The following is a 15615-nucleotide window of genomic DNA, read 5'->3' as shown; positions in this document are numbered from 1 at the left end:
TAATAACTGTCGGTTACATTATATCAAAAAAACAACGGCGATATGCTATAGTATATTTAATAATAAGTTAAGAAGAGGTCCAAAATGATCAAACTGTATACCGATGCCGCATTCAAAAACGGAAAAAGCGCGGCAGGAATCCTTATCGTCAAAAACGGACAGCAGTTCCAGCAAAAGTTTGCGTTGAATGAAAAAGACAATCACGCAGCCGAATTTGCCGCTGCAGCCAAAGGTTTTGAGCAAATAAAAAAGATTGCTCAAGAAGACGAAGCAATCTTTTTTTATACCGACAGCAAAATCGTTTTTGACAGTTTGAGCAAGCATTACAGCAAATCCTACCAAGAACAGCTTACCCGTTTGGAAGAAACGATTCGTCCGTTTTCTTTGATGATTCCGAACCAGATTTCGGATAAGGAAAACCGCGGAGCTCATGAGCTCGCGCTGCAAGCTCTGCATTAGGCGCGCGGTTTGCGCTTGCCCCAATACTGAAACAAATCAGTTCTCAATGACCCGTTATAAAGCTTGCGTTTCTTTGTCGCTTTTTGACCATACCATTCTTCAAATTTAAGGTCGCTCGTCAAAATGTACTTGCCCCACGTTTCAAGCGGGCGATAAATCTCTCCCATTTGCCGATAAAGCTTGTGAACTTCGTCTCTGCTGCTCAAACGTTCCCCGTACGGAGGGTTGGCAACGATTACGCCATATTCCTTATCGGTTTTAAAATCTTTCAGAGCCATCTGCTTTAAATTAATGCTTGAACGAACTCCGGCTGCAGCAGAATTCCTTCTGGCAATTTCGACCATTCGTCCGTCAATGTCATAGCCCCAAATGTCGAGTTCGCGTGACATATCAGCCCTTGACCGTGCTTCTTCGCGAATTTTTTCTTCAATACCCGTTTCGGCAAGTTCCCATTTTCCGCAAGCAAATTGTCGATTCAAGCCGGGCGCAATGTTATGACCGATCAAAGCTGCCTCGATTGGAATCGTCCCAGACCCACAGACAGGATCGACGAAGGTATGTTCAGGATACCAGTGAGAAATCAGAACCAACGCTGCAGCCATGTTTTCCTTAAGCGGCGCCCCGCCCTTTTCGGTCCGATATCCGCGCTTGAACAGGCTGCTTCCGGTCGTATCAAGCGTAAGCATGACATTATCCTTGTTGATTGCGCATTCAATCGGATAAAGCGCCCCCGTTTCAGGAAGCTGCGTCCGTCTAAAATAAACGGTACACATTTTATCAACAATCGCCTTCTTGACGATAGACTGTACGCTCGGAACATTGTGCAATTTTGATTTTTGAGATTTTCCTGAAACCGGAAACTCTGCGTCAAGCGGAAGAAACTCATCCCACGGCAATGCCTTGGTTTTTTCGAACAGCTCGTCGAAAGTCCTCGCCTCAAACTCCGCCACAACAATTTTGATTCTGTCAGCCGTTCTTAACCATAAGTTTGTTTCAAAAACATCTTTCATCGTCCCCGAAAAACGAACTCTGCCGTTTTCAGTCTGAACGTCATATCCAAGATGTTTCAGTTCGTTTGCAGTAATTGCTTCAATTCCGGCTGCACAAGTTGCAATTAAATTGAATTTTTCCATGTTATCCCTCACAGATTTGTTTAAAAATTTGTTTTCTACGAAAAAAGACCAGGGATAACACCCTGGTCAATCCTGGAATACAGTCCTCTATAAGCCACGTTCCGTACGTCATTCGGTTCAGGAATCCGAAATCGGTGGTAATCATCTATCTCCGAGTCAAAGACTCGCCCCCATGATTAGTTCATTTCCGTCATGAAGCGCCCCTACCAAAGTTTGGGTTACCTGCTCGCGGGGTTTACCTCGTTCCACCAGATGCGTTTCCGCATCCGTTCGTCTCTGTGGCACTTTTCAAGACTACTTAAGCTTAGCCGAAACCTTAGCCAGTTCATCTGCCGTTACCATAAAAGGTACCTTGCCTTATTTTTTCAGCAAGCACGATCACTACAGGCATCTCAGCCTGTGCAAGCTTGGACTTTCCTCAGCCTATATAAAATAGACCGCGATTACCCGAAAACTGTATTGCTATATTAACATATTTTAGAAGCGATTACCTTGATCGCCATTATCGTTGAGCTGCGCACCAAACACATGACGTTCCAAATTGGAAAGACGTTTCAACACATCCATGTTGGTCATGTTCGTCTGAGGACGTGCAGTTTGCGAATTCCCGCCGACGCTGACCTGCTTGGTCAACTCATCGACGCGACTGCGCAACTTCTCATTGTCAGCCTGAAGTTTCTGAATCTCAGATGTAAAAACCTCATAATCTTGAATGACGGCATCCAAAAATTCATCGACCTCTGTCGGATCATAGCCACGCATCTTCGGTTTGAAGTTTTTGTTCACGATGTCCTTAGGGGTAAGATTTACATTTTCCATAGAAACTGCACCTCATTTACTATACAGGAACTTAACTCACAACACATTTTATTATAGCAAGCTATCGTCAGAATGTAAACCATAACTTTGAGTTTCTTGATATTGTTCGCTCGCATCCTGCAAATCGAACATGTCGATCGTTTGAAGAAAATAATCGTTGTTCTCCTGATGACGCAAAATCGCTTCATAATCATAGCGCGATTTTCCTTCATTTTCTTTGTCGTACAAAAGCAGACAGCCTTCGGTATGCTCAAGCATGAATCGTTGATAATTTCTCAGCTGCTGCGGCGATTCGTAAGGCCTTGAACTGACCTTTGCGCTAAAATCGCAATTTTCTTCCAATTCTTTGAGCTTGATTTTTTTGTCTTCTTTCCAGTTGCTGCCAAATTCAGAGAACGGGTACATCAATGACGTTTTCAGCTCAAAATTAGTCATTGCAATCTTTTCGGCAACTTCCAATGCCCACTGCTCAGTTCCCAGCTGCCCGCCCGTGATGACCCACTCGAGTCCCTTTCCCAATAAGGAATTCAGGTTGTTTTCCAAACAGTACTTGATTACGGCGACTTTCGGATCGTTATCATTAAAGATTCCGAGCTCGTAGCTGCGATAACCGGTTATCCAAAGTCTCATCTTTTCACCCCCTTATCTGATTGTACTACCTTCTTTGCTAATTTGCGCATAACTTGTTATAATTAATCAGATGGGAGTTGATACTCTGTGGTAATTAATTATCCCAACGGCCAGCCTTTTAAGGAAAGTCATTCGGCTTTAAAGAAGACGCGGACCCAAAATACTATTTACGGAAACCGTGGCATGTCGCTTGAAGACGAGATCAACGAAAGCAACAAGTACTACCTCGAACACGGAATCGCCGTTATTCATAAAAAACCGATTCCAATCCAAATCGTTGACGTTTCTTATCCGAAACGAAGCGCCGCGGTTATCCGCGAAGCATATTTCAAACAAGCATCGACGACTGATTACAATGGCGTCTATCATGGAAAATACATCGATTTCGAAGCAAAAGAAACAAAAAATAAAGTTTCTTTTCCGCTAAGCAACTTCCATAAGCACCAAGTTGAACATATGCGTGCCTGTCAAAAACAAGGCGGGATATGTTTTACGATTGTCAGATTCGTTTTAAGCTCTGAACTTTTTTTGCTTCCTGCCGATATTATATTTGAGTATTGGGACAATCAGGAAAGCGGACGAAAGTCGATTCCCAAAAAAGTCATCAAGGACAAAGGCATTGAGCTCGACTACGGATTGGAACCTCGCATTCCTTACTTGGAAGGCGTCGATTGCTTGATTTCAAATCATAAGTTTTAACACGTATCAAGGAGGATATGAGAGAATATATGGGAAACAATAATCCAAAATATTCGCGTACCGCTAAAAAACATGAACAGCACCACAGTTCGAAAAATCATAACGGTCCACGCAAACGTCCAGTCAGACGCCCTAAGAAAAAGATGTCTCTTTTTTCAAAAATTCTCTTAGGACTTGCATTGACGGCACTTGTCTGCATCTGTTCCGGGGCAACGTTGTTCTTCATGTGGGCAAAAGATTCACCAACGTTGTCAGAACAGCGCCTCGCCAGTGCAGGCTCAACCATGATCTATGATTCCGACGGAAACAAGATCATGTCGCTCGGAACCGAAAACCGTTCCTATGTCAACGGCAAAGATATCCCTCAAAAACTGAAGGATGCCGTTACCTCTATTGAAGACAGGCGTTTTTACAAACATATGGGCGTTGACCCGTTCCGAATCGTGGCCGCCGCGCTCTCCAACGTCAGCGAATCTTCGGCCGGTCTTCAAGGGGGAAGCACGCTTGACCAACAGTTAATCAAACTTTCGTTCTTTTCAACCAAACGCTCAGACCAAACTTTTAAGCGCAAGGCTCAGGAAGCCTGGCTCGCTTTGAAACTTGACAAGACATACAGCAAAGATCAGATTTTAACCTATTATGTCAACAAAGTCTTCATGGGATACGGCTGCTACGGAATGCAGACGGCCGCCAAGTATTATTACGGCAAAACGCTCGACCAGCTTGATATTGCACAGACGGCTCTGATTGCCGGAATTCCGAATGCCCCTTCCCAATATAATCCGTATTCGAATCCGACGTATGCCAAAGCAAGACGCGATGAAGTCCTAAACGCAATGGTCACAAATGACAAGATTTCATCGCAAGAAGCAGCTTCAGCCAAAAACGAAGATGTCAAAAACGGATTGCTTCAGTCTCATCAGAAGCAAGGGACTACTGAAAACGAAAAAATTGCCGACCCTTATATCAAACAAGTCATCGAGGAAGTCAAAGATAAAGGGTACGATCCATACAAAGGAAGCTTGCAGATTTATACGAACCTGGACATGAACGTTCAAAAACGACTCTACGAAATCGCAAACACCGACTCATATCTGAGTTATCCAGATGACGAGCTGCAAGTCGCATCGACCGTTATCGATCCCAAAAACGGAAACGTCGTTGCGATGATTGGCGGTCGTAAGAACGGCAACGTTACTTTTGGCTTGAACCGTGCCGTTCAAACCAATCGAACAAACGGCTCCACGGCCAAGCCTTTGATGGACTATGGTCCTGCAATCGAGTATCTTTCATGGGCAACGTACAAACCCATCAAAGATACAAAGTACATTTATCCAGGGACAAACATCCAGTTATATGACTTCGATCATAAAGAAAAAGGCACGATGACGATGCGCAATGCTTTGATTCAATCGCGAAACATTCCGGCCATTCGTGCTTTGGAAGCAGTCGGCATCACCAAGTCTCAAGCTTTCATCGAAAAACTCGGGTTTAAATATAAGAAGACGCTTGAATTCCAAAACGGCATTGGAATGCCTTCTTCGACCTTGCAAAATGCTGCCGCCTATGCTGCATTTGCCAACGAGGGAATCTACCATAAGCCGCAATATATCAATACGATCATTACGGCTGACGGCGAATCGAAAAAATTTGCAAGCTCTGGCAAACAAGCGATGCAGCCTTCGACCGCCTATATGATTACAGATATGCTGAAACAGGTAATCACGGAGGGCACCGGCACGAGAGCTTCTATCAGCGGACTTTATCAAGCCGGAAAAACCGGGACGAACGCCTATCCGTCTGACATCGCTTCGAAGTTCCCTTCGAGTGCTTCCATGGATTCATGGTTTAACGGTTACACCAAGCATTATTCCGTTTCCGTTTGGGTCGGATATGATCATCAATACGAAAACGGCAATTATCTTGACCGCTATTCTCAATCATTGGCATCGCTTTTTTACAAAGCTGCCATGACTTACCTCTCACAAGGAAAAACAAATACTGACTGGTCGCGTCCAAGCAACGTCTATGTCAAAGAAGTTAACGGTGTCCGTGAACTTTATCTTGCAGGCTCTTCAAGTCAGACGGTCAAGGACGAAGACGGTGATTCTTCTTCAATCAGTTCTCTTGAAACGACTTCAAGCGTTCTTTCATCAACATCATCATCTTCGGCTTCAGAAGAAACGCCGGCATCCTCCAGTGAATCTTCTTCTGACAACGTCAGCACGTCGTCATCATCATCTTCGGCAACCAATTCGTCTCCGACTAGCAGCACGTCATCAACCGGGAAGACAAACACCGAACAAAACGGAAACCCCGACAATTCTGACGCGGGAAAAACAAATCCTTAATAACAAAATGAAGGCAACAAAAAGCAGCATCCAAACCCGGATGCTGCTTTTTTGCTGCTATCAGCCGTTTATTTCTTTGAAATATTTGCACTCAAAACTCAACGGACACGTTTCGCACTTCGGTTTTCGCGCAAGACACTGATTCCTTCCCCATGCAATCAGCAAATGATGAGCTTCGATCCAGCGACTTTCATCGACTTGTTCCATCAACTGACGTTCAATTTCTAAAACGTTTTTTGTCGGCTCGACCAAAGCAAGCCTGTTGGCAACGCGACTGACATGGGTGTCAACGGCAAATGCAGGAATTCCGAAACATTCGGCAAGTTCCACGTTGGCAGTCTTTCTGCCGACGCCGGTCAAGTCCATCAACTCTTCGCGCGTCTTTGGAACTTTGCCATCGAAACGTTCGACCAAATCTTTTGCGCACCCGACCAGATACTTGGCCTTATTGTGATACAGTCCGATCGTTTTGATGTATTTTTCAACTTCGCTCGGATCTGCCTGAGCCAAATCAGCCGGCGTCGCATATGCTTTAAAAAGTGCAGGCGTTGCCTTATTGACGGAAACATCGGTTGCCTGTGCGCTTAAAATAATCGACAGCAAAAAGTGAAAAGGATCGGTCTTTTCAAGGGTCGTATCCGCTTTTGGAAAGCGTTCCTTCATCGTATCAAGAATTTTTGAAACCTGTTTTTTCTCAAGCATCTTTGTCAACTCCAGACCAGTGACTCAATGGGATTTTTGGACGATTGGCATTGCCTTTTTTCTTTTTCCGATTCGTTTTTTTCTCTTCGCGCTGATCCTTGACTCGCTGAACGTCCATTGCCGAATGAACGTTTTGCTTTTCCCATGAAATAAGAATTCGGTCAATATATTTGAAGTTGTATGCCTGACTCAAAACTGCTTCTTTCAATGCCAACAGGATAATTTCCGGTGAATAGCCGTCTTCTTCCATCCAGCACCTGATTTCTTCAAGCTCAATGCTTGAAAGCGGTCGTCCGAATTCTTTTTGAAAACTGTCAAAAACTTGTTCTTTCGTTGCAGTTTCTTGTTTTTGACTTCGTGTCCGCAACTGATTTTTAACGATTTGAACAAGCTTTTCGTACAAAAACGATAAATCGTAACAATCGCGCTGCCTGCCCGAAGCATCAATAACTGTTCTTAACTCAACGACCTTTTTGACGATCAAATTGTTGAGCAGAGTCCCGATTTCGGCATCCGTCTTGCCCATCATCTTAGACAAGGCTTCCAAATCAACGTCTTCTTTTTGCTGGTCGAATTTCATCAGCATCAGCAGCAATAAGAATTCACCGTCATTCAGACCCAAATCCGTATAATTTTCAAGCAGCAGATTTGAAATCGAAGTTTGACCTTTCTTTAACATAAACACTGTTGCATCATCCATTGAAAACACCACTTTCACGTAAAAAAGGCCAGGAAACATCCTGGCCTGAGACTTTTATCAAGGATAAATACGGTTCAGCAAACGTGGGAACGGAATTGCTTCACGAATATGATCTTCGCCCGTCAGCCACGTGATGCAGCGTTCTAGTCCAAGCCCGAATCCTGAGTGAGGAACGCTGCCGTAACGCCGCAAATCCAAGTACCATTCATAATCATCCTTATTAAGACCAGCCTTAACTATTTGTTCTTCCAAATATTCAGGATCAGTTGAACGTTCAGATCCGCCGATGATTTCACCGTATCCTTCCGGTGCAAGCAAGTCGGCACAAATTACGACATCATCGCGCGTCGGGTGCGGCTTCATGTAAAACGGCTTGATTGCTTTCGGATAATTCATGACGAAAACAGGCTTGCTGAAATGTTCTGCAAGATAAGTTTCTTCAGGAGAACCAAAATCTTCGCCCCACTTGACGTCAGGAAATTCGCCGCTTTCCTTAAGCAAGTCAATTGCTTCGTCATAGGAGATGCGTGGATAAGGAAGTTCCGTATAACGTTTCAAAACGTCACGATCGCGTCCAAGAATTCCAAGTTCATAGTCGCAATGATCAAGAACGTTTTGAACAAGATATGCAATGTAGCGTTCCTGAATCTCCAAGCTTTCTTCTTGATGCATGAAAGCCATTTCCGGTTCAATCATCCAAAATTCGATCAAATGACGACGAGTCTTTGATTTTTCGGCACGGAACGTCGGCCCAAACGAAAAGACCTTTCCGTATGCCATTGCCCCTGCTTCTTCGTACAACTGCCCCGATTGAGACAAATATGCATCCTTGTCGAAATATTCAGTATGGAACAATTCCGTCGTTCCTTCAGGTGCGCTGCCCGTCAAAATCGGAGCGTCAAGCTTGATGAAACCTTCTTTGTTGAAAAATTCGTACGTTGCACGAATTACTTCGTTTCTGATCTTCATCACGGCAAACTGACGCTTGGAACGAAGCCATAAATGGCGATGGTCCATCAAGAAATCCGTGCCGTGCTCTTTTGGCGTGATAGGATAGTTCTCGCTTTCACCTACTACTTCAATGTCTTCGATCTCAATTTCATATCCGAAATGAGAGCGCGTGTCTTCATGAATCGTTCCGACCACGTACATGCTCGTTTCCTGCTTAAGTTCCTTTGCAAGCTTAAACGTTTCTTCAGAAACATTGTTCTTTACAACGACTCCTTGAAAATATGCCGTTCCGTCACGAAGCTGCAAAAAGGCAATCTTGCCGCTTGAACGCTTATTGGTCAACCAAACTCCGATTTTTACTTTTTGATTGACGTAATCTTTGGAATCGATAATACTTATTGTTTCCAAACCAAATTCCTCCTACATATGTTTTTCTACAAATTCTTTCATCCGGCTCATGGCCTTTTTCAAGTCTTCAAGACTTGTCGCATAGCTCAAACGCACATGTTCGCTCATGCCAAATGCAGAGCCCGGAACGACGGCAACGTGTGCTTCTTCCAACAGCTTGTCCGCAAATTCTTCCGTTGTTTCGAATCCGCAAAGAGAAACCGCCTTTTTGACGTTTGGAAACATGTAAAATGCCCCCTCAGGCTTGTTCTTCAATTCAAAACCAGGAATTTCGCAAACAAACGGATATATTTCGTTCAGACGTTTTTCGTATGCTTGACGCATTTCCTCAGTACATGCCTGATCGCCAGTAACTGCAGCCAAAGCCGCATATTGACTTACTGCTGCCAAATTGCTTGTTTCGTGTCCGATAACGGCTCCGATCTTCTTAATGATCTCTTCTTCAGCAACAACGTAGCCAATTCGCCATCCGGTCATTGCATATGCCTTTGAAAAACCGTTGACAAGAATCGTATTCTGTCTGATTGAAGGAGAAAGCTCCATCAATGAGACAAACTTATTTCCATTATAGACTAACTTGCTGTACATGTCATCAGCAACCAGATAAATATCGTGTTCGACTGCCCAATTGCCGATTGCTTCAAGTTCTTCTTTCGTATAAATCAAGCCTGATGGGTTCTGAGGCGAATTAACGATGACTGCGACGGTCTTTTCAGTCCGCATCTCTTCAAGTTCTTTGACCGTAACTTTGTGGGTTTCGTTATTTGCTTTGACAAACTTCGGAACTCCGCCGACAAGCTTGACCTGTTCCCCATAGCTCACCCAGTACGGCAACGGAATCAAAACTTCGTCGCCCGGATCAAGGATGGTTTGCGCGATTGCAAAAAGCGCCATCTTTCCGCCGGCTGCCACGGCGACGTTCTCCTTGGAAAATGCAGTGTTGCAATCATCATTGATAAATTTTGCGATTGCTTCCCTTAATTCCAAAATACCGGTTGCCGGAGTGTAAAAATCGGACTTTCCTTCATTTATGGCTGCAACAGCCGCATCCTTAACGTGGCGCGGGGTATTGAAATCTGGCTCTCCGATTGATAAATTGATCACGTCGATTCCGGAAGCCTTCATCTGTTTTGCCTTGGCAGAGAGTGCCAGTGTGGCCGAAGGCGTAATATTTTGCGCACGTTGCGATATCTTCATTTGAAAAAAACCTCCATCAAATGTTTTGAATTGTTTTGATAACATCACCATTTTTGAAAGCAATGATGTCATAGCACAAATTGCCGTAAGCGTTCAGATAGGTAACTTCCCAAACGGGAGTTTTTCCCCTCATACCCATTCCGACATTCGTAATCTTTTTGACGTCCTGCCGTTTTCTGACTGCTTTTTTGGCTGTTTCAGCAGAGATGCCGTCTTCTTGACCGTAGATGTTGATTTTTTTGCCGTTTTTCGAAACAACGGCGTAAATTTTTTGATTGTCCGCATTCGTTCCGAAAACAGTATAAAAAGTCTTATCTCTGCTATAACGATAAAAAGCATCCTCTTTTTTGAGATGCGCATATTTTTTCGCCAGGCGCACCGCTTCTTTGTGGGCTTCATTTTCTGGCTGCACTGATTTAAAGAAAATCCCTAAAACAGCAACTATTGCCAGCAAAACTCCCATAAAAAGATACAGCTTGCCATGCTGCTTTTTTTGCATTTAATTAAAAACTCCCTTCATGCATCGTGCAGAATCGACTGAAAATAAAACACATGCTTTATTATACCAGTCTTTTCTCGTCAGCGGCACCTAAAACCCAAAATCTTTTTCGGCATCACGAATAATTTCGGGAATGTCTTTCATTTCGACGCGATCAATTCGCAAATTTTTCGGCAACGTGTCGGTAAACTCATGAGCATAACGCTTATTGACGATGCGCGAATCCAACACTGCCAAAATGCCGTGATCGTCTTTTGTTCTGATCAGCCTTCCAAAACCCTGCCTGAACTTTAAAGCTGCTTCGGGAAGCGAAACGGCCGAAAAAGGATTGTGTCCTTTGGCTTGAACGTTACGATAACGCACCTTGTTGATCAATGAATCAGGAGACTGAAATGGCAGACGCGTAATTACCAACAGTTCAAGCTTTTCTTCCGGAAGATCGATTCCTTCCCAGAAACTTCCCGCTCCAAGCAAAATGCTTTTTGAAGACGTCAAAACGAACCGTTTCTTCAATTTTTCGGGAGTTCCGTTCACTCCCTGAGCCAAAATCTCTCTTTTCTTATTCAGTCCGCGAACCGAAAGTCCATTGTAAACCGCTTCGATATCCTCCAAAGAATTAAACAGAACCAACGTTTGCAAAGAGGTTTTTTCAATAATGTCTGCTAACGCATCCGTTAAATATGCATGATATTCAGCCTTGCTGAGCATTGACGAAAGATCGGGCGAGTCCGTCGCAAAGACTGCTCTTGCCTGATGAGCATAGTCAAACGCGCTTTGATATCGTTTTGTCAAAACGTCGTTATCCAGCCTGAGCTGATCCTTCGTATAATCTTCGGTCTTCTTCGTGAATAAAAGCGCCCCGCACATCACGATATGCTTAAAATATCCGTAAACTCTTTCTTCAAGATATTTTCCGGCTTCAAGTCTTGAAAAGCACAGGCGCAAATGCGTTTTAGGATTATTTGGCGAGTATTTCATCCAAACCAGCGTTGTTTCGTCCATTTTTTCGAGTTCGGAAAATTCCAGCAAATGCCACTTCTCCATTGATTCGACAAGCTTTTCGCAATCAATAAACCAATCAGTCAGAAGATTTACGGCCTCGTGATCAAGCGTCCCGGCATCAAGTGCTCTGAAAAAGCGCTGCTTCATTTCCGTCATCTGCCCTAAAAGTTCGGTATACGCCTTGGTCGTCTTCAAAAAAATCGCAAAATTTTCTTTTAAAAGGCCTAAAACTTTATTTGGAGAAAGCAACGTTTCAACGAATTCTTTTTTTGATCCGCTCTTTGTTCTGACGTATCGTTCCCAAAACTTCTCTCTGATGAACGGCACGGAATGGTCGATTGTCTGAATATTGCGCAAAATCGTTCGATATTCGTTTTTCGTCAGAAAATGCTGCCTGATCAGTCCTTCAAACGAAAATGAAATGCGCGACTCCATCGAAACGAGCAGCGTATCTGAATAAATTTTGACCAAATCAAAATCAAAAACGGACCCGCTCTGTTCCATTGCAACGCTCGGAATATTTTGGGCCTCATCCAAAATCAGATTGGCCTTTCCCTTGCCGATTTCTTCGGCATGGCGCACCAAATAAGAATGATTGGTAAAGACGAAATCCGCAAATTTGACTCTGACGTCCCTCAGCCTCACAAAATCAAGCCCGTAAAATGCGCTTTTATCGGACAATGACCCGACTCCCGCATGTTTAATCATTTTAAACAACTGAGCTCGATAGGTCGTCAGACGAAGTTCATCCATATCACCGGTCGTCGTTTGCCAAAGCCAAGACAAAATGCGCATCTGAAGCAAACGCGTCTGATTGTTCATCGGAATCTTGAGCGTATGACTGAATTTTTCAAGATCGATATAATGTCCGCTGCCTTTCATGACTTCATACGTGAAATCGAACGGAACGATCTTTTTAAGCAGCGGCACGGATTCCTTGACAATCTGATCCAGCAAAGCAGTCGTCGACGTTGAAACCACGGTTGAATCTCCTTCTTGAGCCTGATATGCGCCCGGCACGAGATACCCGAGCGTCTTGCCCATGCCCGTCGGAGCCTGAACCAAAAGCATCTTTTCAGCACCATTGAAATGCTCATGGATATCGTTCATCATTTTCGCTTGTTCTTTTCTCCAGTCGATAACTCCCGAAAAAAGCCGGGACTGCTCAGCCTCAGTTTTCGGAAATTTATCGTTAAAGCCCTTTTTGACCTCAAAACGAGGTCGTCTGAGCACGATTCCCTCAACTTCGATGTGCTCTTTGTCCAACATTTCATATTGTTTTCGCTTATTTTCATATGCCTGCAAAATGCACTGCTTCGTTTCATAAAGGAGCGCATCAGAGAGCTTGAGCAGACTTTTCAGCAAGGCTTCCGGCATTGAAGCAAGTTTCTTTTGCAACAGGATGAAAAGTTCGGCCGTTACGAAAGCATCGCTGTCCGCATGATGAGGATGCTTGTGCTTGAATCCCCAAAAATGTGCAAGATCTCCCAAACGGTATGAAGCAAGCGTCGGGAACGCGATTTGCGCAAGCTGGACGGTGTCGATCCCTTCAAGGTCAAGTTTCGGAAATCCGATGCGTTCAAATTCGCTGTTCAAAAAACGGTAATCAAGTTCAATATTGTGCGCAACAAAAACCGTGTCGCTTAAAAGCGCATAAATCGTCCCAGCGACTTCATCAAACGTCGGAGCATTTTTAACGTCCTTATCCGTGATGTTTGTTAAATTCTGTACGTCTTCCGGAATTTTTCTCAGCGGATTGATTAAAGTCGAGAACGTATTGACGATTTTGTTTCCTTCCGTAAAAACGCAGGAAAACTGTATCAAGCGCTCACTGCCGTTCGGATTGGTGCCCGTCATCTCGAGATCGACGACAGCATATGTTTGCAAATTAGACATTTTTTTCACCAATTTCGTTTTAAAATTTGCCGAATCGCCCAAAAATTCGAGGCGATGCTCTGCATTTCGTTTCTGATTGCTTACCTTTAAGTTTACCACATCTTATTGCCTGATTAAACTTCCCTACTTGTAGGCAAAAACAAATACTAGTATAATTAGTCTGATTGCAAAAACACGGAACGGAAAGGAAGCAATATATTTGGAAGAAGAATCACGTTTCGGCTTCGGTGAAAGCCACGCGAAAGTCATCTTAATCGGTGAACATTCCGTAGTCTATGGAAGACCAGCAATTGCGATTCCGCTCAAAACAATTAAGGCAACATCCACGATAAAATCTCGAGAAGACGGGCAGATCATCATTCACAGCGAACGTTTCGACGGTTTGTTGGCTGATGCTCCGTCCGATATGACGGGAATCAAAAAATTGATTCTGGATGCTGTCAGAAAACAAAATTACCAAAAAGGACTTGAAGCAACTCTTAAAAGCATGGTGCCAATCGCACGAGGAATGGGATCTTCGGCATGCGTCGCCGTTGCTTTGGCACGTGCGCTGTTCAGTTTCTTTTCTCTGCATTTCAGCGAAAAAGAACTGCTTGCGGCGGCAAACATCGAAGAAGTTGCCACGCACACCAACCCGAGCGGGCTTGATGCCGCAACCTGCGCGTCAAACACGCCGATTTGGATGATGGCCGGCAAAATCAAGCGCATCCCGATCAACTTGGACGGCTGCCTTTTAATCTGCGATACCGGCATCAAGGGACAGACTTCTGAAGCAATCGCTGCCGTTAAAAAGCGGCTCGGAAGCGCTGCAAAAGAAACAAATGCCCTGTTTGACAAGCTGCAAGAGCTGACTCTTGCCGCCAAAAAACAGTTGGCAAAAAACGATCTGCTCGGCTTGGGTCAGACGTTTGATGCCGCACAAAGCGTGCTCAAGACGCTTGGCGTAAGCTGCGACGAACTTGACGAGTATATTTCCGTCGCCAAAGACAACGGCGCGCTTGGTGCCAAGCTGACCGGAGGCGGACGCGGCGGATGCTTCATCTGTCTGACGAAAAATGCAGCGCAAGCAAACGAATTGGCTCAAAAACTTAGTCTGACCGGGGTAAGACAAACATGGATCGAACCGCTCGCTGACAAGGAGGAGAAAAACGTTTTATGAAAAAAACAGCAAGAGCTCACACGAACATTGCGCTTGTCAAATACTGGGGCAAAGCAGATGAAGAACTGATCATCCCTATGAATGGGTCCGTTTCGCTAACGCTGGATCACTTTTATACGGATACGACGGTCGAATTTGATCCTGCCTTGACGGAAGACATTTTTTGTCTTGACGGCAAACAAAAGCACGACCCCAAAGTAGCCAAATTCATGAATCTGGTCAGAAACTTGGCAAAAAAAGAAACTTTTGCAAGAATCGATTCGATCAATCACGTACCGACCGCTGCCGGACTGGCCTCTTCCGCATCGGCCTATGCTGCCCTTGCGCTTTCCGCCACCAGCGCCGCCGGACTGAATTTGACAAGAAAAGACCTTTCAAGACTCGCAAGACGCGGATCAGGGTCTGCCACGCGCTCAATCTTTGGGGGGTTCGTCGAATGGCACAAAGGCACAGACGACCTGACGTCTTTTGCCGAGCCGATTGAAGAAGAAACGGACTGGGAAATCTGCATGATTGCCATCGTCATCAACGGTCATGAAAAAAAGATCAGTTCCAGACACGGAATGCAGCAAGTCGTCAAGACTTCCCCCTACTACCACGAATGGGTCAAAACGGCCGAAGAAGATCTCAAACTGGTCAAACAGGCCATCAAAAACAGAGATTTCAGCTTGCTCGGCGAAGTTTCCGAAGCAAGCGCCATGAAGATGCACGCTTTGAACATGAGCGCCAAACCGCATTTTTCATATTTTATGCCGGAAAGCATCCTTGCGATGCAAAAAATCGAAGAATTACGAAGTCAGAACATTCCCTGCTATTACACGATGGATGCGGGTCCAAACGTCAAAGTCATCTGCGAAAAGCAAAACGTTGCTTTCATCATTGACGAATTATCAAAATTATTCGCAAAAGAAAATCTTTTGGTCGCAAACCCCGGACCCGGCGCAAGACTTATCTGATTTCTCGATGGTTCCCGCTGAATCAGGGGGGACTTTTTAATCATTAATCATTGA

Annotated in this window: 14 protein-coding genes and 1 other RNA gene; 5 read left to right on the top strand and 10 right to left on the bottom strand. The window is 44.5% G+C overall.

The annotated features are described in order from the left end of the window. The first annotated feature begins 84 nt into the window (after positions 1 to 84). Positions 85 to 459, top strand: coding sequence for an RNase H family protein (locus LRC_RS04900; RefSeq protein ID WP_014073407.1), 375 nt, complete (start codon positions 85 to 87; stop codon positions 457 to 459). Here the strand turns inward: LRC_RS04900 and LRC_RS04895 are convergent. The 4 genes from LRC_RS04895 to LRC_RS04885 all read right to left on the bottom strand — a co-directional run bounded on the left by LRC_RS04895 (position 456) and on the right by LRC_RS04885 (position 3041). After that, a complete protein-coding gene (locus LRC_RS04895; RefSeq protein WP_014073406.1) occupies positions 456 to 1592 on the bottom strand; it encodes a THUMP domain-containing class I SAM-dependent RNA methyltransferase in 1137 nt (378 codons plus the stop codon). The genes LRC_RS04900 and LRC_RS04895 overlap by 4 nt on opposite strands. An 85-nt stretch (positions 1593 to 1677) precedes the next feature. Next, positions 1678 to 2047: RNase P RNA component class B (gene rnpB, locus LRC_RS10555), an RNA gene on the bottom strand. Positions 2048 to 2069: 22 nt separating this feature from the next. Further along, positions 2070 to 2411, bottom strand: a complete 342-nt coding sequence (gene gpsB, locus LRC_RS04890) for a cell division regulator GpsB (protein ID WP_003693975.1) — start codon at positions 2409 to 2411, stop codon at positions 2070 to 2072. Positions 2412 to 2462: 51 nt separating this feature from the next. Then, positions 2463 to 3041 carry an SLOG family protein gene (locus LRC_RS04885; RefSeq protein ID WP_014073405.1) on the bottom strand — a complete coding sequence of 193 codons (579 nt, stop codon included), beginning with the start codon at positions 3039 to 3041 and terminating at the stop codon, positions 2463 to 2465. A gap of 87 nt (positions 3042 to 3128) precedes the next feature. Between LRC_RS04885 and recU the strand changes: the two genes are divergently transcribed. Together recU and LRC_RS04875 are read left to right on the top strand one after the other, a co-directional pair. Further along, positions 3129 to 3740: a Holliday junction resolvase RecU gene (gene recU / locus LRC_RS04880; RefSeq protein ID WP_014073404.1), complete on the top strand. Its 612-nt coding sequence runs from the start codon at positions 3129 to 3131 to the stop codon at positions 3738 to 3740. 17 nt (positions 3741 to 3757) lie between these two features. Continuing rightward, positions 3758 to 6091, top strand: a complete 2334-nt coding sequence (locus LRC_RS04875) for a transglycosylase domain-containing protein (protein WP_014073403.1) — start codon at positions 3758 to 3760, stop codon at positions 6089 to 6091. 60 nt (positions 6092 to 6151) lie between these two features. Here the strand turns inward: LRC_RS04875 and nth are convergent, their stop codons facing one another. From nth to LRC_RS04845, 6 genes are all read right to left on the bottom strand, one after another. Continuing rightward, positions 6152 to 6793 (bottom strand): endonuclease III, encoded by a 642-nt coding sequence (gene nth, locus LRC_RS04870; RefSeq protein WP_014073402.1) that lies wholly within the window; start codon positions 6791 to 6793, stop codon positions 6152 to 6154. Next, a complete protein-coding gene (locus LRC_RS04865; RefSeq protein ID WP_041819964.1) occupies positions 6786 to 7493 on the bottom strand; it encodes a DnaD domain protein in 708 nt (235 codons plus the stop codon). The genes nth and LRC_RS04865 overlap by 8 nt, the downstream gene beginning before the upstream one ends. 57 nt (positions 7494 to 7550) lie before the next feature. Next, positions 7551 to 8852, bottom strand: a complete 1302-nt coding sequence (asnS, locus tag LRC_RS04860; RefSeq protein WP_014073400.1) for an asparagine--tRNA ligase — start codon at positions 8850 to 8852, stop codon at positions 7551 to 7553. 12 nt (positions 8853 to 8864) lie between these two features. Continuing rightward, complete coding sequence (locus LRC_RS04855; RefSeq protein WP_014073399.1) at positions 8865 to 10049, bottom strand: pyridoxal phosphate-dependent aminotransferase; 1185 nt, start codon at positions 10047 to 10049, stop codon at positions 8865 to 8867. Positions 10050 to 10065: 16 nt separating this feature from the next. Beyond that, positions 10066 to 10548 (bottom strand): cell wall elongation regulator TseB-like domain-containing protein, encoded by a 483-nt coding sequence (locus LRC_RS04850; protein WP_014073398.1) that lies wholly within the window; start codon positions 10546 to 10548, stop codon positions 10066 to 10068. A gap of 90 nt (positions 10549 to 10638) precedes the next feature. Further along, positions 10639 to 13446, bottom strand: coding sequence for a helicase C-terminal domain-containing protein (locus tag LRC_RS04845; protein ID WP_258414838.1), 2808 nt, complete (start codon positions 13444 to 13446; stop codon positions 10639 to 10641). A gap of 199 nt (positions 13447 to 13645) precedes the next feature. Here LRC_RS04845 and mvk point away from each other — a divergent pair, with 199 nt between their 5' ends. Together mvk and mvaD are read left to right on the top strand one after the other, a co-directional pair. Next, positions 13646 to 14605 (top strand): mevalonate kinase, encoded by a 960-nt coding sequence (gene mvk / locus LRC_RS04840; RefSeq protein ID WP_014073396.1) that lies wholly within the window; start codon positions 13646 to 13648, stop codon positions 14603 to 14605. After that, positions 14602 to 15561: a diphosphomevalonate decarboxylase gene (gene mvaD, locus LRC_RS04835; RefSeq protein WP_014073395.1), complete on the top strand. Its 960-nt coding sequence runs from the start codon at positions 14602 to 14604 to the stop codon at positions 15559 to 15561. The genes mvk and mvaD overlap by 4 nt, the downstream gene beginning before the upstream one ends. Positions 15562 to 15615 lie beyond the last annotated feature (54 nt).

It is taken from the genome of Ligilactobacillus ruminis ATCC 27782 (assembly GCF_000224985.1).
In the GTDB taxonomy this organism is placed as follows: Bacteria; Bacillota; Bacilli; order Lactobacillales; family Lactobacillaceae; genus Ligilactobacillus; species Ligilactobacillus ruminis.
The sequence above is the reverse complement of the archived record's forward strand: the minus strand, read 5'-3'. Positions and strand labels throughout refer to the sequence as shown.